17 protein-coding genes and 2 pseudogenes are annotated in these 19978 nt (G+C 41.8%); 4 read left to right on the plus strand and 15 right to left on the minus strand.

The genetic code is table 11. From position 1 onward, the window contains the following. Positions 1–156 precede the first annotated feature (156 nt). Together helD and BW961_RS21635 are read right to left on the minus strand one after the other, a co-directional pair. The gene (gene helD, locus BW961_RS21630; RefSeq protein ID WP_068583782.1) at positions 157–2493 is read right to left on the minus strand and encodes an RNA polymerase recycling motor HelD; all 2337 of its coding nucleotides are present in this window, start codon (positions 2491–2493) and stop codon (positions 157–159) included. A 396-nt stretch (positions 2494–2889) separates the two neighbouring features. Continuing rightward, positions 2890–4110, minus strand: a complete 1221-nt coding sequence (locus BW961_RS21635) for a GNAT family N-acetyltransferase (RefSeq protein WP_068583781.1) — start codon at positions 4108–4110, stop codon at positions 2890–2892. A gap of 349 nt (positions 4111–4459) precedes the next feature. Here BW961_RS21635 and BW961_RS31975 point away from each other — a divergent pair. The 3 genes and pseudogenes from BW961_RS31975 to BW961_RS21640 all read left to right on the plus strand — a co-directional run. Further along, a pseudogene (locus BW961_RS31975) lies at positions 4460–4616 on the plus strand (MFS transporter); the annotation flags it as partial. Between the two features lie 224 nt (positions 4617–4840). Continuing rightward, positions 4841–4960 (plus strand): annotated as a pseudogene (locus tag BW961_RS31620) (TetR/AcrR family transcriptional regulator); the annotation flags it as partial. A 9-nt stretch (positions 4961–4969) separates the two neighbouring features. Then, the gene (locus tag BW961_RS21640) at positions 4970–5401 is read left to right on the plus strand and encodes a TetR family transcriptional regulator C-terminal domain-containing protein (protein ID WP_244556023.1); all 432 of its coding nucleotides are present in this window, start codon (positions 4970–4972) and stop codon (positions 5399–5401) included. Between the two features lie 79 nt (positions 5402–5480). Here the strand turns inward: BW961_RS21640 and BW961_RS21645 are convergent, their stop codons facing one another. The 3 genes from BW961_RS21645 to BW961_RS21655 all read right to left on the minus strand — a co-directional run bounded on the left by BW961_RS21645 (position 5481) and on the right by BW961_RS21655 (position 8362). Beyond that, positions 5481–7112, minus strand: coding sequence for a formate--tetrahydrofolate ligase (locus BW961_RS21645; RefSeq protein ID WP_068583777.1), 1632 nt, complete (start codon positions 7110–7112; stop codon positions 5481–5483). A gap of 177 nt (positions 7113–7289) precedes the next feature. Continuing rightward, positions 7290–7766 (minus strand): glutathione peroxidase, encoded by a 477-nt coding sequence (locus BW961_RS21650; RefSeq protein ID WP_068583775.1) that lies wholly within the window; start codon positions 7764–7766, stop codon positions 7290–7292. Positions 7767–8011: 245 nt separating this feature from the next. Further along, positions 8012–8362: a DUF3243 domain-containing protein gene (locus tag BW961_RS21655; protein ID WP_068583770.1), complete on the minus strand. Its 351-nt coding sequence runs from the start codon at positions 8360–8362 to the stop codon at positions 8012–8014. A gap of 228 nt (positions 8363–8590) precedes the next feature. On the opposite strand from BW961_RS21655, the gene BW961_RS21660 reads away from it, so the two are divergent. Then, positions 8591–8953, plus strand: a complete 363-nt coding sequence (locus BW961_RS21660) for a response regulator (protein WP_068583767.1) — start codon at positions 8591–8593, stop codon at positions 8951–8953. Between the two features lie 140 nt (positions 8954–9093). On the opposite strand, the gene BW961_RS29595 is transcribed toward BW961_RS21660, so the two are convergent. From BW961_RS29595 to BW961_RS21710, 10 genes are all read right to left on the minus strand, one after another. Then, positions 9094–10905 (minus strand): DEAD/DEAH box helicase, encoded by a 1812-nt coding sequence (locus tag BW961_RS29595; RefSeq protein ID WP_082867413.1) that lies wholly within the window; start codon positions 10903–10905, stop codon positions 9094–9096. A 374-nt stretch (positions 10906–11279) separates the two neighbouring features. Continuing rightward, positions 11280–12950, minus strand: coding sequence for an ABC1 kinase family protein (locus BW961_RS21670; RefSeq protein WP_068583762.1), 1671 nt, complete (start codon positions 12948–12950; stop codon positions 11280–11282). Then, entirely contained in the window at positions 12950–13267 is a 318-nt protein-coding gene (locus BW961_RS21675) for a phasin family protein (protein ID WP_068583759.1), read from the minus strand. Before BW961_RS21675 ends, BW961_RS21670 begins: the two co-directional genes overlap by 1 nt. Before the next feature lie 20 nt (positions 13268–13287). After that, positions 13288–13920: a ThuA domain-containing protein gene (locus BW961_RS21680; RefSeq protein WP_068583756.1), complete on the minus strand. Its 633-nt coding sequence runs from the start codon at positions 13918–13920 to the stop codon at positions 13288–13290. Positions 13921–13939: 19 nt separating this feature from the next. Further along, the gene (locus BW961_RS21685) at positions 13940–14659 is read right to left on the minus strand and encodes an SDR family oxidoreductase (protein WP_068583753.1); all 720 of its coding nucleotides are present in this window, start codon (positions 14657–14659) and stop codon (positions 13940–13942) included. Positions 14660–14834: 175 nt separating this feature from the next. Then, positions 14835–15677: a uroporphyrinogen-III synthase gene (locus BW961_RS21690; protein WP_068583751.1), complete on the minus strand. Its 843-nt coding sequence runs from the start codon at positions 15675–15677 to the stop codon at positions 14835–14837. A 117-nt stretch (positions 15678–15794) separates the two neighbouring features. Then, positions 15795–16859, minus strand: a complete 1065-nt coding sequence (locus tag BW961_RS21695) for a GerAB/ArcD/ProY family transporter (RefSeq protein WP_068583748.1) — start codon at positions 16857–16859, stop codon at positions 15795–15797. A 24-nt stretch (positions 16860–16883) separates the two neighbouring features. Beyond that, complete coding sequence (locus BW961_RS21700) at positions 16884–17102, minus strand: hypothetical protein (RefSeq protein WP_068583745.1); 219 nt, start codon at positions 17100–17102, stop codon at positions 16884–16886. Further along, positions 17095–18276: a Ger(x)C family spore germination protein gene (locus tag BW961_RS21705; protein WP_169810271.1), complete on the minus strand. Its 1182-nt coding sequence runs from the start codon at positions 18274–18276 to the stop codon at positions 17095–17097. The genes BW961_RS21700 and BW961_RS21705 overlap by 8 nt, the downstream gene beginning before the upstream one ends. 8 nt (positions 18277–18284) lie before the next feature. After that, positions 18285–19811, minus strand: coding sequence for a spore germination protein (locus tag BW961_RS21710; RefSeq protein ID WP_076576986.1), 1527 nt, complete (start codon positions 19809–19811; stop codon positions 18285–18287). Positions 19812–19978: the final 167 nt, after the last annotated feature.

A 19978-nucleotide genomic window follows, 5' to 3' on the forward strand; every position in this document is an offset into this window, starting at 1 on the left:
AAAATGACTTGCTACATCCACTACTTTAGTGTGACATAAGACAGCGATTTATAATCATGGAAATACTGTCCGGAGAGGAAATAGCCTATTCCCCTCTCCGGAGTTATCGCAATCCTTAGAGCTGACTACCCATCTAATTTTCATTTTGAATACGACCTATTTCAAATGATACGTTTGCGTTGGAACACTTCGAATAAATGGATTCATCTCACCCTTGAAGCACACATGTAAATCATGCATCGCCCTTGTACAAGCCGTATAAAATAACTTACGTTCGCTTTCTCTACCGTATTGCATATGTGAAGCATCATAAATAATAACCGCATCGAATTCGACACCTTTGGCCAAGTAAGCGGGGATAATGAGAATGCCTGATTGAAAAGAAGCTGTTTCTTTTTCAATTAACCTCATATTTACCATACCCTTTAATGCATCGTAAGTCTCACTGCTTTCCTTAGCCGTTTTGCATATCACAGCGATGGTTCTATGACCGGCTGCTTGTAAGTCATAAACACTATCAACAACTTTAGAGATGAGACCCTCTATATCCTCAGCTTGCTTTAAGGTAGGTATATTACCTTCGCGGTTGAATGGCTCAATCGCCTCACCACCCTCAATTAATGCACGCGTAAATTCGATGATTTGCTGTGTGGAGCGATAACTTCGCGTTAATGTGATTATTTCGGTGTCCTTTTCCCCGTATAACGCATTCAATGTCCCTAAGCTTGCACTTGCCATATCATGAATGAATATTCTCTGATTCCAATCACCGAGTACCGTCATTTTGCTCCTTGGAAATAACCTCTTGATGAAGAAGAATTGAAATGTTGAAAAGTCCTGTGCTTCATCGATAAACACATGCCGGACGGTATTGTTGGCCTGAAAACCTTCAATACACTCCGTGAGGTACAAAAAGGGTGTGGCATCTTCATAAAACATTCCCGATTGATCCAACTGTTCGATGGTTGATTCACAGATCTCGGACCAACAATTCGGTAGCTTGTTGTTAGCTGTGATCTGAGAGGCTAATTTCGGATCATCAAATAACTGACGATATATTAACGGTATATTTACATATTGGAATTGCTTGATCCCAAGCCGTACTGGCTTGAAGTACACATCTACGATTTTCTGAGCAAGCAGACCTCTTTCGCTGATATCATCGTCAAAGGTTTTTCCTGAAAAATGCTGTTTCTTTTGAAGTTCCTTGAAAGCCCACATGTACTCTTCTTTGTCGAGCAGTTCAATTTCCTCTTCTACCCACAATTTAGCCATTTCTTCGGTCGCTTTTATCTTCAGTTCTTGCAATAGCCATTCCGTTAACAGTGCTATTCGGTTCGGAAGTCTCAAGGTAGACTCGTAGGCGTAGAACTTCTCCTTAATTCGCTCTGCTGGAACCAGCACCTCATCCCGGAAGGTCACATCCTTGAACAGCATGCCTTCCTTCCCTAACTGGGCGATATATCGATCAATCAACTGCATGAACTCCACAGAAGCTTTAAATTGAATCCCTTCGATTCGCTCCACATACCCAGCTTCATCCACAGCTTCAAGCGTATATTCCATTTGATTGAATGGATCTTCAAATAGCATTGTCTCCCCTAGACGATGAACTAAGTACTCTTGAAACGTAGTCTGCTCCATATTCTCTTCACCTAGTTCGGGTAATACGGTAGAGACATAGCTGTTAAACATCTGATTCGGAGAGAACAGCACGATCTGATCCGCTCGCAGCGTATCACGATAGCGATACAACAAATAAGCTACACGTTGCAATGCTGCCGATGTTTTCCCGCTACCAGCCGCCCCTTGTACGACAAGTAATTGCCTGCTCACATTACGTATTATTAGATTCTGTTCTCGTTGGATAGTCGCTACAATACTTTTCATTTGTGAATTAGATTGTTTACCGAGCACCTCTTGCAGCAATTCATCACCAATGGTGACACTCGTATCGAACATACTCGTAATCTGGGCATCTCGAATCATATATTGTCTTTTTACTGTCATTTCCCCAGCAATGACTCCGCTCGGCGCTTCATACTGCGCAGGCCCGGGGGAATAATCATAGTAGAGATTGGATATTGGCGCGCGCCAATCATGTACAAGAAATTGAATACCCTCCTCATCAAACAATGAGGCAATACCTAAGTACACCTGACTCGATTCACTGTCACAATCTTCAAGGAAATCAACACGCCCGAAATACGGTGAATGTTTGAGTCGCATAAGTGTCTTCATCGTCTTATGGGCATGACGATAAGTACGCTCTCTTTCTGACAATACCTCCGTCTGTTGTTTCAAGCTCGCATACGTACCCGCATCATCAACATTAACGGATACGTCTTCCCAGAAATTTCTCCGAAATGCTACGATCTCCAATTTCCTCTCGCTGACATCTCCCTCTAGATCTGCTATTTGTGTAACGATTTCAAGTGCAACCCTATCAACCCGTTCTTGTTCATCTACCCAGCTCTCATACTTAATACGCATCATAAACACTCCTTCAACTGGTTTTAATTTGAAATGATACGAAAGACACGAGTTAAGAACATACTATCCCCTCTCCAAGAACCAATCACATGAATGAATGTATTTCCTTGGGCGGAGAACATGAATTGACAGTGAAATCAGGATGTGATATTATGAAATAGTAATATTGGTATTAATTTGAATAAATGTAAATAAAGTGTCCGTTCATGATTTTATCATAAATATTTTTACCTATCAACCCTATGTATACCACTTATTCCAATATTCCTTAACTAAATAAGGAGATTGGTTATTTTTGTTGTGATTCATATATGTCAAATGCCACAGCACAAACAAACCCACTCTATACAGAGTAGGTTTGTTTGTGTGAAATAAATGAGTATCCTACAGTAGGATTTAAAAATAATCTGAAAAGTAAGGGTGCTCCGTGCGAATTAACTTCTCAAGTAATTGGACGCTTGCATCATCACATTGCATACGACCTATCTTTGCGAGATACGTTGGGCGTTTGTAGCCCATAAACATCGTGGTCATTGTAGGGATATCGATCGTGACAGAAGGTTTACCTCCACCTTCCTTCAAATAACCTTTCCCCGTTTTATCCACTATTAATGTAAACGTTCCTTGGTTCCACTCGAGCATGGGGTCGTGCAGACTGAATACCAGCTGACAATCCGTTTCTTGGATTTGAAATGGGTACTGCTCAATGAAAAGTGCAACGTCAACAATCCGAGCCATGTAATATGGCGCAATGGTCTCCTTAATATCGCCATCATCAAGGATGAACGCGAGCGGCTCATCCTTATAAATATCACCCTTGACCAAGGTTATCATGGAAAAGTGAGCACTAACGAAATTCCATAATCCCGTGTGAGCCTCTTCATCTAGGTACATCATCTCTTTTATATGAAAGACTTCCTCAGATATCCAATACAACAGATACCCCATTGGCTTCTCGTCATTGTTATAATAAATAGCTACGGTCATGTCATCCAAATCCCAGCGCAAATACTCTTCCCAAGCCAGTTCGTTGCGGAGCATTGCTCCATGATTTTGTAAAGCAAACTCCTCATAAATCGTCTTGATATCCGGATGTTCAATCGTAACACGATCTACATTACCTGGAACCATTTTCAGCTTCGGTAGCTGAGTATCTTGGACTTCAAAAGAAATTTTATCGGATATGATTTCCCAACCTTTACGACGATAATAGGGAATCGAGTACGGGTACAAGTACGAAATCGATTGTTTGCGATCTCTCATATTGCTTAAGGCATGTAACATGAGCTTATTCATTAAGCCCAAATTGGCATACTCGGGGTAAGTTCCAACGCCTGTCAGCCCCCCCATATCATAAATACGGCCAAATAAATTCACCTGAAAAGGGTAAACAGCAAGTTGTGATATGAGTTTATCGCCATCAAACCAACCTAATACATCGGCATATTTAAGTATAGGTAGCTTGGATTGTGCAATCTCCCTATTCTCCCAGCCGAATGTTTGTAATTCACGGTTGGTCACTTGAAAAACATAACGCAGCAAATCATTAAACTGCTCCCCGTGTATCGTTTCGACACTCTTTAATTTGAGTCTGTCTTGCAACCTACGGCGATTCATCGGTTATAACCCTCCATTTGTTTAAACAACCATACCCATTAGTTTCTATTTCTACATTGCAAACTATACAAAAGAGAAAGAATTTCAATCCTTTTCTAAATTTCGTATTCAGGTATGTGAAATCACGACTGTTAATCCCTCAACTGTATGTAACAAAAAAGCCACTCATTTCCGTAGACGGTGTATACCCCCTACAAACAATCAAAATGAGGAGACCTCATAAAAAGTCTACCATGTTCTTGGCAACGGTTCAAATTCCACTGATGTCTTAACCCTTAATCAACCTTGGATAAAACTTGTTCATACCTAGAACAATATATTCAAATCTAACTCACTTGGAGAACATGCTATCTCTTTACTAACCCGTAATAAAGTTGCCATGCTGACTTATGTTCAACATATTTTTAGTATTTACAGGAATAGGACTCGTCACTCCTATTATGCCCACTTACATGAACACGCTCGGGATGATCGGCAAAGTTGCAGGGCCTGCTATTGCTGGGTTTTTATTTGATTACAATATTAATGTACCGTATATTTGTGCAGCTCTTGCTCTTCTACTCTGTTTTATTATTTCAGTTCAGTGGGGCAAGCATCGCTGAACGATTGTTATATTCATAATGACTTTTCCCGTCATGACAATTACAATGACATTAATAAGTTCATATTTAATAGGAGTTGAAATCAACTGAATAAAAAACAGCAAGCGAGTGAGCTGACGAGAAAACGAATCGTTGAGTCAGCCCGCCATGTATTTATTCAAAAGGGATATGCGGCAACATCCATTGAAGACCTCGCTACCGCAACAGGCAGTAGCAAAGGGAATATCTATTATCATTTTAAAAGTAAAGAAGGATTAATGCTCTTTCTACTACAAGAATGGGAACGTGAATGGGAAGAACAGTGGAGCGAAATCGAACCTCTTTATTCTACCTTTACAGACAAAATGTACGGTATTGCGGATTACTTAGTCCAGAATGGGTTCAATCATCCATTAACCAAAGTAGCTAATGAATTCTACTCTAACAAATGGGTAAAAGATGATATTCAAGAACAAATCTCTCAAATTATGCTCGCTCGTGTAAAATTTAACGAAATATTGTTGCAAGAGGGTGTTAACCAAGGGAAATTTGATTTGGGACCAGACGAAGTCAACATCCTTGCTATTATTTTCGAAGGATTATTAACCGGACTTGGTGAAATGACCCAAAATGCCAACTTAGACCAAGCGTTAAAAATATACAAGAAATCGATAGATATATTTCTCTATGGTATTGCTAAGAGATCATAACATGATATTGTTCACAGCAAAAAAGGCTTATATCTCTAGGTATAAGCCTTTCGTTTGTCTCTAAGTATAAGAAATCCAGCTAAATCAATCCTGTAATCACGCCATCTTCATCCATAGCCATATGCTCCGCAGCGGGAGACTTAGGCAGACCAGGCATCGTCACAATATTTCCTGTGTGAACGACGACAAATCCTGCACCAGCAGATAAAGAGACATCTCTAACATGCATCGTAAACCCTTCTGGGGCACCTAGTAGGCGTGGTTGATCTGAGAAGGAGTACGGCGTTTTGGCCATACACACAGGAAGACTACCATATCCGAGTCGGTTAATCTCGGCAAGTCCTCGTACAGCAGATGGGGAGAAGGATACACCAACACCACGATAAATATCTCCCACAACCTTTTCAATCTTCGACTTAATATCCAATTCATCCGTATATAGTGGCGTAAAGTTCGAAGTCTCATTGTGTAGAAGTTCAACAAGCGTCTCCGCAAATTGTATTGCCCCAACACTTCCTTCAGCCCATACCTTCGATATTTCTACCTGTACCCCAAGTTGCTGACAACGTTGTTGTACTAGCTTGATTTCTTCAGAGACATCTCCTTCGAAGTGATTAATAGCAACCAATACAGGTACTCCGAATTTACGAATATTCTCGATATGTCTTTCCATATTACATAGCCCTTGATGTAATGCATCTACATTAGGGTACTCAAGCTCCTGCTTTGGAACACCCCCGTTATATTTGAGTGCTTTAACCGTAACGACAAGGACAGCCGCTGCCGGAGTTAGACCCGCTTGACGACATTTAATATTAAAAAACTTCTCGGCGCCCAAATCTGCTCCAAACCCTGCCTCAGTTACGACGATCTTGGCCAGTTTCAATGACAACCTTGTGCCAACGACGCTACTACATCCATGTGCAATATTAGCAAAGGGTCCTCCATGTACCATAACAGGTGTACCTTCTAATGTCTGAACGAGATTCGGCTTCATCGCTTCCTTAAGTAGAATAACCATGGCTTCAACTGCGCCTAATTGGACGGCTGTCACGGCATCTCCCGCTTCGTTATACCCAATAACCATTCTACCCAGCCTATTCCTTAGATCTGACAAGTTCTCACTAAGACATAGAACAGCCATAATCTCTGAAGCCGTCGTAATGAGAAAACCTGCCTCTCTAACGTTACCATTCCCATCTCCAAGGCCTGTCACCATTTGACGCAGGCTCCGATCATTCATGTCCATAGCACGTTTCCATACGATTCGCTTCGAATCTAATCGTAGGGCATTGCCATGAAATACGTGGTTATCAATCATTGCAGATAATAAGTTATGAGCGGAAGTCACCGCGTGGATATCTCCTGTAAAGTGAAGATTAATGTCATCTGCAGGGATAATCTGTGCCTTCCCACTTCCCGTCGCTCCCCCTTTCATACCGAAGCATGGTCCGAGTGAAGGCTCTCTTAAAGCAGCAATTGTCGGTTCTCCTATAGCATTCAACCCTTGTGCAAGACCAATCGTAGTCAATGTCTTACCTTCACCCGCGGGTGTTGGATTCATAGCGGTCACAAGGACTAACTGACCTTCTGGGCGATGCTTAACTTCTTCCCAAAGGCTAGGATTAATTTTACTTTTATATTTACCGTACAATTCTAAATGCTCATCCGCGATTCCGATATCCTTAGCAACTTCAATAATAGGCCTCATGTTCTCAAGCAACCCCCATTAATATTCTGTAAATATATTCTTCTATCGTTATGTAATCAGATAACCACTATTGTACCCGAAAGGAACCTAGAAATATATTAAACTAATCGCATCATGGACTCCATGTATGCAAAGAAAAAGCCTACCATTATCGGTAGACTTTTATATGATGTGTATTTACAGTAATTCCTTAATCGCCTGTACCATCGTCTCTGGGGATGTCTTCGGCTCGAACCGTTCAACAACTTGTCCATCACGATTAATCAAGAACTTCGTGAAATTCCATTGAATTGCACTGTCTTCACCAGCACCTGGTTGTTGTTCTTTCAAGTACTGAAACAACGGGTCTGCTCCCTCACCATTCACCTCTACTTTGGCGAATACTGGGAAGGTCACACCGTAATTCACTTGGCAAAAAGATTCCGCTTCTTCACTGCTACCTGGCTCTTGTCCACCGAATTGATTACACGGAAAACCCAAGATTTCCAGACCTTGTTCACGATATTCCTTATACAATGTTTCGAGATCGCCATACTGTGGCGTCAATCCACACTTGCTAGCTGTATTGGCAATGATAACTACCTTACCCTTGTACTGCTCCAAAGAAATTTGCTTGTTAGCCGGAGTAGCTACTGTAAACTCGTATACGGACATCCTAGTTCCCCCTCAATTATCGATCATGACAGATGGATCTCCATTGGAATGGTCGAAACAATCTATCTTTCTCCTTTATCATATAAGAAATAGCTTTAATATCCAAATCAGCTACGAGATTCGCAATATCATCGGATCACATATTAACCGCTTCAATCCAAATCAGCTGTAATCCAATTTCAATCCCATCAATATGTAACTACCTATGCTGTCGAAGACCATTCGCACATGAAAGGAAAATACTTCTACGATCCGTAAGAGGTCTGCGCCAACTTTACTAATAAATGAGACAGACTATGTTGCTCTTCAGGAGTACCAACCTTCCAAAGTTCCTGCAAAAGTTTCTCTTCATGGTTGCGCGGTTCTTCATTGTCTGACAAATAACTAGCTATTTTCTCAGCCATACGTACTAATTGCTCATCACTAAGTCCTATAGACTTCCCAAGATCGATTCTTTTATTTAAGTATTTCTGGAACGAATCGAAATCTGAAAGAATGCCCTCCTTACGGCTCTCACTAATCCTGTCTAATACGTCATCTACTTTAGCCATATCTACTTCTCCATCTTTATTCACTACGTGATTATACTCTGACATGGTACGCCTCCTTTAAGCTGTTGACTTCTTGTGGCTCTACTTACAGCTGATTAATGGATAATGTAGCATTAGCATTGGCACCTTGCTCGATTCGTATTCCCAAGATTTGATTTAATATCAGCAATATCCAAGCCATCATCTTCACAAATAGTGCAAACCTGTCGATATAAAGTAGGTTAGTAGACATATCAGTGCAGTGACATTTTGTTTCAATACGGAGGAACTAGCATGGCAAACATTATAGTAGTTGACGATTCACTATTTATGAGACTGATATTAAAGGAACTCATCACAAGTATGGGCCACGTTGTCATTGCAGAGGCGGAAAATGGATATGAGGCTGTCTTGAAGTATTCTGAACTACGGCCCGATATGGTCACCATGGATATCAATATGCCTAGGATGAGCGGCGTCACGGCCCTTAAAGAGATATTAAAGATTGATCCTAAAGCTAAAGTTCTCATCTGTTCTGCTTTGGGCCAACAATCCATGATTACTGAATCCATTCGAGCAGGTGCAAAGGATTTCATCGTTAAGCCTATTCAAGAAGAACGCGTGATTGAGGCCATTAACAAGGTTCTGGACATTTAATAGTACTATTAAACCCTCTTCTTGCACTATGGATACCAACCACTAACCATCCTCGTGTTATTCACTTAAAAGAGAATACTCACTCTGACATACAAAAAGGAGAGGGGTTATAGACCCCTCTCCTTTATATTACGTTATCCTTATTTCTTTCGAGAATACCCTTTACTTCCACCACTTGTACTCCGGCTACTGGAACGCCCAGCTGATGAACCTTTAGAATTCCCTCCACGCGCAGCACTTCCAGCACGAGTTCCGCCTCCGAATGTACTTCCTCCGCGCGCTTCGCCTCCACGTGAACTACCACCACGAGCTCCGCCTCCGAATGTACTTCCTCCGCGTGCTTCGCTTCCACGTGAACTTCCGCCACGAGCTTCGCCTCCGAATGTACTTCCTCCGCGTGCTTCGCCTCCGCGTGAACTTCCACCACGAGCTTCGCCTCCGCGTGAACTTCCACCACGAGCTTCGCCTCCGAATGTACTTCCTCCGCGTGCTTCGCTTCCACGTGAACTTCCACCACGGGCTCCGCCACCGAATGTACTTCCTCCGCGCGCTTCGCTTCCGCGTGAACTTTCACCACGGGCTCCGCCACCGAATGTACTTCCTCCGCGTGCTTCGCCTCCGCGTGGATTACCGCCGCGAGCTTCGCTACCCGGTGCGCTACCACCGCGTCCACTACCTCTGCGATTGCCGCCATCTTTATTCTGCCATCCAGAAGTCTGTTTACGACCTGAAGACTGTCCACGACTGCTTAGATCTCCGCCGTCACGGCTTCCTCTAGAAGCTTGACCCGCAGCACTGGATACATTCATCTTCTTAAATTCACTCTTACCATTGTGGTTCTCGTAACGTAATTTTTCAATTTTATGACGGATTTCAAGCTCAATGCGTTGCACTTCTGGTTTATCCTTAGGATCAGCCAGTGTAATCGCAAGACCTTTATCACCAGCACGACCCGTACGACCAATGCGGTGAATATAGCTTTCTACATCATGTGGGATATCATAGTTAAATACATGTGTAATACCCTCAACATCCAATCCGCGTGCTGCTACATCCGTTGCAACTAGAATATGCAATTTCGCTTCACGGAATTTTCTCATTACGCCTTCTCTCTTCGCCTGAGAAAGATCGCCATGAAGTTCATCAGAGTTGTATCCATTTTCTCGAAGAGCCTCATTAAGCATCTTCGCACGACGTTTCGTACGACAGAATACAAGCGCCAAATAAGGATTGTATTCATTAATCATACTGAATAGCGCTTCTTGCTTGTTTCTATCAGAACATTCGATAACAACTTGACGAATATGTTCAAGTGGAACAAGTGAATTCTCGCCTTTAATAATAATGTCTTCAGCATCCGTCGTATAAGCAGCTGCGATTCTTTTGATCTCAGCAGGCATCGTTGCTGAGAACAACATCGTCTGACGGCGATATGGAAGTGCTTGGATCAATGTCTCAACATCATTCAAGAACCCCATATGAAGCATTTGATCTGCTTCATCTAGAACTAACATCTTCACGCCACCAAGATCAAGCGTGCCGCGACCTAGATGGTCTAACAAACGTCCAGGTGTACCAATAATAAGATGACGTCCACCTTCAAGCTTGCGTAGCTGTTTGTCAACATCCTGCCCACCATACACAGCAAGGATCTTAACATCTGTGTTTCGTGCTAGCTTACGTGCTTCTTCCGTGATTTGCAAAGCCAACTCACGTGTTGGAGCAACAATTAATGCCTGAGGAAATTGACGATTCGCGTCTATCTTCATCATGATAGGCAATAAGAATGCTAGCGTCTTACCTGTTCCTGTACGAGCACGAGCAATAACATCTCGTCCTGCTAGAAGCAATGGAATTGCTTCATGTTGTACAGGGGTTGGTTCAGTAATCCCTTGTGTATAAATAACTTTATCTAATTCTGTCGAAATGCCTAAGTCTTGAAATTTGGGCAAATCTTTCACCTCGTTTTAATTTATTTTTATATGACAGATTGACAACCCAGTACAACAAGTGTGACCCTTCCGCCCTTAATTCTACAAACCGCCATAACAACGCAGCCCTTCGTGCCGTAAGTTTAAGTTACACCCTTATCATTCATCAATAACTCTTTGTAGGAAGTATCATCAATTGCTGTGTAATCCATACGGAAACTGCACAAAAAACATAACGCCTTCAACACGGATTACTTCGTCTCATATAGAATCTAATCCTCATTGTAACACGACAACACGTAAGTAGAAACGGCTTCACCGCCTCTATTAGGCAGCAAAGCCGTTTCTACTTGACAATGAAGCAAAAGATTCGTTAAAACTTAACATTTCCTAATCTAAAACCTTCCGGATTTAAAGATCCCATACAGCAACCATATCACCATAAATAATGCGACTATAAATCCAAGACCAATCACAGGAAGGTGCCACAACACCGAAGAGGGATTATTCAAAGCAGAACCGATAATAAGTCCAACCATAATAATACTGAAGGAAAGTAATACAATACTCATCGAGAGTCGATTACTGATCTGATCCATCTTACGCATTAGCGATTGTAGTTCAGGTACATTGATCTCTACCTTAACTTTACCTTTACTAATAAGAGATGACAGCTGACGTGCTTGCCCAGGAAGCTCCAGCATTCCCTCGAGCAATTCTGCTACTCCCCCAATGAATTTCTTCTGTAGACGCCCTGCACTGTATTTTTCTTTCAATAGCTTCTTCCCAAAAGGTTCAGCCATATCAATAATACTTAGCGATGGATCCAACTTCTCCATTACACCTTCTAAGGTCAATAACGCTTTACCTAAAAGCGTTAAATCAGGTGGAATAATAATTTGGTGTTGGCGTGCCACTCCGAATAAATCGTTCAGAGCCTTCCCCATACTAATCTCCGTGAAAGGAATATCATAATATTCGTCCCTCATGCGATCCAGATCAGCACGTAGGGAGCTAATATCGCCTTCTTCTGGAAATAATCCTAACTTTAGAATTGCACGTACCATACCGTCCGTATTCTTCCGCATTAACGCGATAATAAGAGCAGATAACTGATCTTTCATATCCTCGCTTATACGGCCCACCATACCAAAATCAATGAAGGCAATGCTCCCATCTTTTCGGGCCAGAAGGTTTCCTGGATGAGGGTCGCCATGAAAGAATCCCTCGATGAAAATTTGGTGTAGCATACCGTTTGTAACACGTCCAGCAATTTCTTTTAGATCATAACCTTTATCAAGCAGCTGATCTCGCCGACTTAGCATAATACCTTCAATATATTCCATCGTAAGTACACGTGAAGACGTAAACTCCCAATATATATGAGGAATATAAATATGGCGATCGTTCTGAAATTGTAACGAAATCTTCTCCGTATTACGTGCTTCTTGACTGTAATCTAATTCTGCCAATATGGACTTCGTTAGTTCTGCAACGATACGTGTCAATTGGTATTGCCTTGCCCATTCCCAACGCTTCTCGATCATTTCTGCCAAACCACTAATAATATCAAGATCACGGCTGACCATTTTCATAACGCCAGGACGTTGAATTTTGACCGCTACGGTCTCTCCTGTTCGTAGCTTGCCGATATGGACTTGCCCTATGGATGCAGCTGCAATCGGGGTATCTTCAAACCAAGAGAAACCATCCTCAATCGTTATATCTAATTCTTGTTCAAGTATGCCTCGAGCCGTTTCTGATGAGAAGGCAGGCACCTGATCTTGAAGTTTGACCAGCTCCGAAATGATATCATCTGGCAATAAGTCAGAACGCGTACTCGCTAACTGACCAAGCTTGATGAACGTAGGACCCAGATCCTCAAGAACATGCCGAATCCGTTCCCCTATCGTTTTGGTCTCTATTGATTCATGCGTAATCCAACGACGCGGAAGCGTAAGAACCTGGAACAGTTCAAGTTCTTCAACCATATAACCAAAGCCATGACGCATAAGCGCCATAGCAATTTCACGGTATCGTCCGGTATGCCTAATACGTACAGCCATTATTCAACCTTCTGTGATTCCAGTTCCGCGATTCTACTTTCTAATGCAATGATACGCTGTTCAAGGATACTCAGATCATTTCCTGTGGGTACATGAAGATCCTTAAGTATACGGTTCACCTGCTCAAGAATAAGTGACTTCAACTGACCTTGTTCGACTTCTCCCCGCTCAATAAGACGGTTAACCAACGCTTTGGATTCTTCAGGTGCAAGTTCACCACGGGTCACGAGATCATCCACGATTTTCTCAACTTTCTCCTTGCTAACCATCGTAAGACCTAATCCTAAAGAAACGGCTTTCTTAAACAGATCACTCATGTTGTTGCCTCCTTATTAACTTAACGAGATGTCCATACCGCTGCTTGGTGAATCAATTGCCGTATTGCCGGGTGTCTGAAAGTAGGTTCATGGTGTCCAGGCATAAGAAATGTTACACGTCCAAGCCCATACGTATGTGTCCAAGCGGCAGGGTACCACTTGTCATCAAGTTTATATTCCAATAAGATCTTCTTCTCCGTAAATGAATCAAATTCAAACTGATACGGTTCTTCTTCCATTTCAAAAGGCTCCACACCCTTTGTTATGGCATGAGCATCCCCGCTCGTACGGAAGGATAAAGATTGATATGGCGGATGACCCGTGAACTTACCTCCCATTAACTGAGCTAACTCATACCGGTCCCCTAATGAAATGCCATTATGAATAATTAATAATCCCCCACCACGACTAACATACGACAATAACCCCGCCGTTTGCTGAGGTGATATTTTTTCATCCCATAAATCTAAATAGGAAATGCAAAGATCGAACTGCTGAATATTATTATCTAATAGCATATTCTTATTCTCACTGCACTGTACACTCATCACATCTTTCAATATATGACTAATCTGCGTATCCACCCCTTGTAATGGATGAAATTTAGGATGGGTATAGTCCCCAACTAGCAGGCATTTTCTATTCGTATTCATTTATTCATTCCTCCTAATGTTACCAGGATAATAACTGTCCGGAATAATCCAGAAAGACAGCATGTTCTCCCTTAAATTGATCGCTCCGTAATAGAAGCTGTACGATATGACGTGCTGACTCATCTGCTGTTAATAACGCATTCTCATCTAGTTGACCCTGCATATAAGTCTGCACCCATCCTGGATGAATCGCAAGCACCTGACCACCCACGTCTTTGATACCATTATGGATTAATTGAGATTCCATATTTAACGCCGACTTGGACATGCAATAGGCGAACCAACTTGTCCTATCACATGTTTCAATGCTACCTGCTTCTGAAGAAATATTAGCGATGAGCTTTCGCTCTCCGTTTAATAATAATGGTAGTAGAGCCTGACTCATACGTAGCGGCCCCAAAGTATTAATATTGAATACATCCTGTATTTCTTTCAGGTCTATTGGATCAAGAACCGTCGCTTGAATGTTCCCTAGAATGGCGGCATTATTAATAAGTACGTCTAACTGATCCGTATGCTCACAAATAATCTTTTTGACTTCATTCACACTATCTTCGCTTCCAACATCTAATTCCAGAATATGAAGGGTCTCTGGGAATTCTTCGCCTAGCTTATCAAGGAGACTCAACTCTCCATTATATTTCCCCGCAAATACATAAGTACCCATAAATAATAGTTCCCGAACTATACTCAGGCCTACGCCACGATCTGCGCCCGTTACACATGCAGTTCTTATCATTCTAATACCTCCTGCTCCTGCTCTTGCTCTTGCTCTTGCTCTTGCTCTTGCTCTTGCTCTTGCTCTTGCTCTATAAATATAATGTAGTTAAACATTCAACATACGATATAAAAAACCTCTTTATCCACACTAAGATGGTCCAGTTTCAACATTGGATTATGCCGTAGAAACATCTCTACTCTTCGCTTGAAACAGCAACTTCATTGCCTGCTTGACTAGCGAAATAACGCCCTAATGCGACCATCATACTACCCATTCGTTCTTCCTCCGGCACAATAATACGTTGAATCCCTTCTTCTTTCAGGGCTTGTGCTGTAATCTTACCTACCGCTACTGCTAAGACTGGGCCATCAAATGCAGCAATCATTGGCTTCAATTGGTTATGTACAAGAGCATACTCGGCGAGAAATCGAAACTGTGGTGCGCTTGTGAATGTTACAGCATCTACTTTAGAATGCACAATATCCTGTACGAGTTGTTCCAAATGATGTTCTTCTGGAGCAACATGACGATAAGGAAGAATCTGTCTCGTTATTGCTTCCTGTTCATCCAACCACTTTGTAAGCTTCGGTGCTGGATCTCCATGAAGTTGTAGGATCACACTGGCGCCTTTTATATTATATGACTCAAATGAGCGAATAAGTCCTTCACTGCTACCGTCGTCATCCCGTACGATAGGCGTTAAATGGCGTTTTTTCAATGCGTTCACCGTTTTGTATCCTCTAGCAGCAATAGAAGATGCGGACAAAATCTCTAGGAACTTGTCTGCTATCCCCATTTTCTCAGCCATATCGAATAAAGCTTCGAGACCTATACCAGTCGTCAAGATCACCCATTGTGGTGGATTCTCAATCCACGAAGTTAAACCTTCACGAAGCAATTCATCGTCTAGAAAAACCGTTCCTTGAGCAGGGCGATATACGGGTGTACCTCCCATATTCTCAATTAACTTACCCATTTCAGCAACTTTTCGAGACGCAGCTAACGCTACCACTTTACCAATCATCTTCTGAGCCATCTTCATTTCCCCCTCAACATATCTAGCAGAGGCACTTTGGAGTTACATAAATATCGATATATTCATGCCTAACCGTCTGTTAATTGTACCATAATGATCCTATTCCTACTTGAATGTTTAATTGTTCAAAGGTGTTTTACGCGGACGAAGGATCATAAAAATCCCAATTGGAATAATAATCTCAAATACCATGGCGATCCATGCCCACTGACGATTAAAGTCCAACATTTGAACCGTATCACGAAAGAACCAAGCTGAACATGCGAATGAAAGTAACCCGATCGGTGCTGCCATCATTTTACCTGAAACAGAAGGCAACATAATCTTAAGTCCATAACACACAACATATAGGCTAATAGCCATATTAATTAGAATAAACGGGTACCATAATGATACTAGGATAAGATCGAACCTATCCAAGAAATCTGCGACTCGAATCTCCCGAACCAACTCATAACTGGGATACATAAGCCTTTCAGCGACCGGAACTCCTATCACTAATACTAACATCAACACAACTAGAACAATCAACAGCGTTCCTATGACAAGTGAATAAAGAGGATCACGATAGCGATAGTCCTTACTAGAGATAATGAAGGGTAACATAATGATTTGGCCTGATGACGATAATACGAGCCATGTTCCTTCACCAACACCTGGGATGTCCATATGGAAAAAAGGCATCATATTAGCCAGATGAAAATCTTTAAATAACATAATCAGCATGAAGAAAATTGCTACGATAACGATCGGACCCATAATTTCTGATAAAGAAATCAACGTTCTTGGTCCACCTCTTACAATGAATACAACCGTAGCTATGATCAAAAGGGAAGTAACGATAAACGGTGTATTTGGTAGCAATATTACTCGTGTATAGTCAACCATAATTCTTAAATCGCGTGTTAGGATAAATAAGAAGAACATTAGATAAAGAAATCCAATTCCTCTTCCGATCACCGGAAACCTACTCACTAGCGATTGAAATAAATCTTGATTCGCAAATCGCTTTGCACTCCGTGACAACATCCATAGAACACCCATAAATAGAATGGCTGCCGCCAAATAAGTGATGTAGGTATGCTGTTTCGCAGTCGATATAAACCGAACTTCATTGATCACAAATGGTAACATATAGACGATACCAAGTAAAATTATCTGTCGTGTCGTTATTTTGTTCACATCGATTCCCCCTAATCCTTTTTCCTATTCAAATGGTGCCCACTTCCTAATGATGTGCCCTATCCATTCCGTAGGCGTTATATTGTTATCGAATTTCAAGTTGTACATGAATATACCTAGACTCAGGACATACAAAGAACAAGCGATCCAGCGATTCGCCGAAGGCAACGTACGAAGAACCTTCCAATCTAGCAAGAGGATCAGAACAATACAGCAAATAAGTATCAGGGATAGACTAATCATGGATAATCTCCTCTTGTCGAAGTCCCATCGGTTGAAGGGCTTGACCAACCGTTTTCAATTGTACGTCTGTTTCAATTTCTACTTTGACATGAGGATAAATGTCCTTCCATCGACTACTTAACCGATCCCAATCCTTTGGCTTTTGTTGATGAATGATTTCTCCAAATCCTACACTGTCAGCTTGATACTGATGTTGTACAATATCTAGCATTTTAGTAATATCCTTGTGCATCTTATCTTCCAATGATTTCTCTAATTTACCCATACCCACTTCATTCGACGGACTGAAGTTAGAGGCATTCTCAACGATTGCACCTTCCATATGCATAAGAACTTTCATGGTTACGTTATCTCCGTGGATCACAGGTACGAACCTCGCATGATTTTTTTTAAATAAAAACACTAAATCCCCTTCGCCTTCTGGTGCAGGGATACTCATTTCTAAATTTTTATTTTGATTCATAGAAAGAGTCATGATTTTAACCATATCCCCTTTGAGGGTTCCTACCATTCGATCACCTTTGAATATAGCTAGACCGGCAATCCTCACATTCTTCAAAGGTTCGCCTACCTTAGGAGGCACTGACTCATCAACTTTAAGAATCGGGAGTACAGGATCAATTCCTTCAGAAAGTAGCGCAGTCAACACTGTTTTAATTGAAATAGGTTCTTTCGTGAAATTCAAAATCAACTCCCGAACCATTTCCGTTGGAAACTGCTCTATCGATGCATCCGTATCCAATATTTTATAAGCGAAACCCTCTGTCACCGCCACCATAGGTAGTAGACGATTCTGAGGTGTTCTTGTAAATACATCCATGATAGTAGATATACCTTCTCGTGCTAACTCTTCCCCAATAATAAGTGAACGACGATTTGAGAAATTAACTGTACGTGAGTTATTGCTTTGAATTTCTTGCGAAGACAAACGAATGGTTTTCCCTAATTTAGATTCAATATACCAACCCTTACCCCCACCAGATTTACCACTGGAACCCCCAAGGTCCCTTGGCACAGCAATCTGTACACTCGTGCGATACTTTGAACCCTCCTTATCGATTGCGGTACCTAATACGAAGGCGATATCATTTATTTCCTTGCGATCCCAACAGCCCGATAAAAATATAGGACAGACCAGAACCATTGCAGTAAGTGTCACTATTCTTTTCTTCATGTCCATATTCACCAACCTTTATCAGGCTTAGGAGTACCGTTTATCCCCTTTTCCATGCGCTTATTATTATTTCTAGCCGTACCTTGTGGTCTATGGATCATCTTCCACCATGGCACACGAATGAATATATCCTTCTGATTCTTCTTGTAATAAGGGCTGACCCCCTCAAGATAAGGCCTTCCAAAGGAAGTGAGATGTGTTAAATGAACGAGAATCCACACGAAAGTAATAACTATTCCAAATAGCCCTAATGTGCCTGCCATAATCATAAACGGAAATCTCAGTAATCGAACCGTGATAGCTAGATTAAACCGTGGAATGGTAAAGGAGGCTATCCCCGTTAATGACACAATTATTACCATGGGGGCAGAGACAATTCCCGCTTCCACTGCCGCCTGACCGATAACGAGCGCACCGAGAATACTTACTGCTTGTCCTACCGTCTTAGGTAGTCGTATTCCAGCTTCCCGAAGGGCCTCGAATGCAATTTCCATCATTAATGCTTCAACAAGAACGGGAAAAGGGATGGCTTCTCGAGCAGCCGCTATACTCAGTACGAGTGTAGACGGCAACATATCTTGGTGAAATGTAATCACGGCAATGTACAATCCTGGGAGGAATATCGCAATAAATAGAAACATATACCGCAGAATTCGAATGAAATCACTAATAAAGAACCGTTCATAATAATCCTCACTTGCTTGCATCAATTGCCAAAGGCTCACAGGCGCAATGAGAACAAAGGGTGTCCCATCCACTAAAATCGCAAAGCCACCCTCTAATAACTGTGCAGTAACCGTGTCAGGGCGTTCTGTATATTGCATCTGAGGAAAAGGAGAATATGGATGATCTTCAATGAGTTCTTCAATATAACCCGATTCGAGTATGCCATCGATCTTAATTTCCTTTAAGCGCTTTGTCACATCTCGAATCTGTTTCGGATCAGCTAATCCTTCAATATAAGATAAGACAATATCCGTTTTGGTCTCATCCCCAATAACAAAGCTAACCATCTTGAGCTTAGGGGTCTTGAGTCTAAAACGAACCAATGCCGTATTTACCCTTAACGTTTCTGTAAACCCTTCCCTCGGGCCCCGAATAACCGTCTCTGTCTGTGGTTCTTCAACGCCGCGTCTTACACCACCCTTCACATTAAAAATATGTGCTTCGGTAGTCCCATCCATCAGTAGTACAACACTTGCGTTAATAACACCCGTAATAATGTCTCCCCATGTCGTAGCTTTTGAAGCTTGAGAGAGCGATACACGTGTATTCTGTGGGGATTCGAGTGAATCTTCATCCTCATTCTCTACATAACCTATGATGAATGGCTTTAGCATTTGGGATTCTATTTCCTGAGAATCTACAATCCCTTCTATATAGAACAAGAACGCCTTCTGATCTTGTGCCACTTGAATATCCCGATATACCATATCTGAACAATCTAAGAATATCTTCTTAGCCATCTCTATATTACGTGCTAGATCTTTCTGTAGGCATTCCTCCTCAATAGGTGGAGATGGAAGACCTAACATCACATCACTAGTAGATATCAAGCCCTGAGATCCCCCTGATTTACTCACCCTTGAACACCTCCATTATTTCTTTGCACTGGATTTATCCGTAGGTTGTTCCATATTTGTGAAAAGTATGTACTTTACGATAAATTAATCGACAACTTCCCTCCATATCCGCTAAAATA

The sequence above is a fragment of the Paenibacillus macquariensis genome, from assembly GCF_900156375.1.
Classification (GTDB): Bacteria; Bacillota; Bacilli; order Paenibacillales; family Paenibacillaceae; genus Paenibacillus_AQ; species Paenibacillus_AQ macquariensis.

Excerpts from the sequence above, each read along its gene's own strand:
- helD (WP_068583782.1), bottom strand. The coding sequence starts at position 2,493 with ATGCGTATTAAGTATGAGAGCTGGGTAGATGAACAAGAACGGGTTGAT.
- BW961_RS21635 (WP_068583781.1), bottom strand. The coding sequence starts at position 4,110 with ATGAATCGCCGTAGGTTGCAAGACAGACTCAAATTAAAGAGTGTCGAA.
- BW961_RS21640 (WP_244556023.1), top strand. The coding sequence starts at position 4,970 with ATGCTCTTTCTACTACAAGAATGGGAACGTGAATGGGAAGAACAGTGG.
- BW961_RS21645 (WP_068583777.1), bottom strand. The coding sequence starts at position 7,112 with ATGAGGCCTATTATTGAAGTTGCTAAGGATATCGGAATCGCGGATGAG.
- BW961_RS21650 (WP_068583775.1), bottom strand. The coding sequence starts at position 7,766 with ATGTCCGTATACGAGTTTACAGTAGCTACTCCGGCTAACAAGCAAATT.
- BW961_RS21655 (WP_068583770.1), bottom strand. The coding sequence starts at position 8,362 with ATGTCAGAGTATAATCACGTAGTGAATAAAGATGGAGAAGTAGATATG.
- BW961_RS21660 (WP_068583767.1), top strand. The coding sequence starts at position 8,591 with ATGGCAAACATTATAGTAGTTGACGATTCACTATTTATGAGACTGATA.
- BW961_RS21670 (WP_068583762.1), bottom strand. The coding sequence starts at position 12,950 with ATGGCTGTACGTATTAGGCATACCGGACGATACCGTGAAATTGCTATG.
- BW961_RS21675 (WP_068583759.1), bottom strand. The coding sequence starts at position 13,267 with ATGAGTGATCTGTTTAAGAAAGCCGTTTCTTTAGGATTAGGTCTTACG.
- BW961_RS21680 (WP_068583756.1), bottom strand. The coding sequence starts at position 13,920 with ATGAATACGAATAGAAAATGCCTGCTAGTTGGGGACTATACCCATCCT.
- BW961_RS21685 (WP_068583753.1), bottom strand. The coding sequence starts at position 14,659 with ATGATAAGAACTGCATGTGTAACGGGCGCAGATCGTGGCGTAGGCCTG.
- BW961_RS21690 (WP_068583751.1), bottom strand. The coding sequence starts at position 15,677 with ATGGCTCAGAAGATGATTGGTAAAGTGGTAGCGTTAGCTGCGTCTCGA.
- BW961_RS21700 (WP_068583745.1), bottom strand. The coding sequence starts at position 17,102 with ATGATTAGTCTATCCCTGATACTTATTTGCTGTATTGTTCTGATCCTC.
- BW961_RS21705 (WP_169810271.1), bottom strand. The coding sequence starts at position 18,276 with ATGAAGAAAAGAATAGTGACACTTACTGCAATGGTTCTGGTCTGTCCT.
- BW961_RS21710 (WP_076576986.1), bottom strand. The coding sequence starts at position 19,811 with ATGTTAGGTCTTCCATCTCCACCTATTGAGGAGGAATGCCTACAGAAA.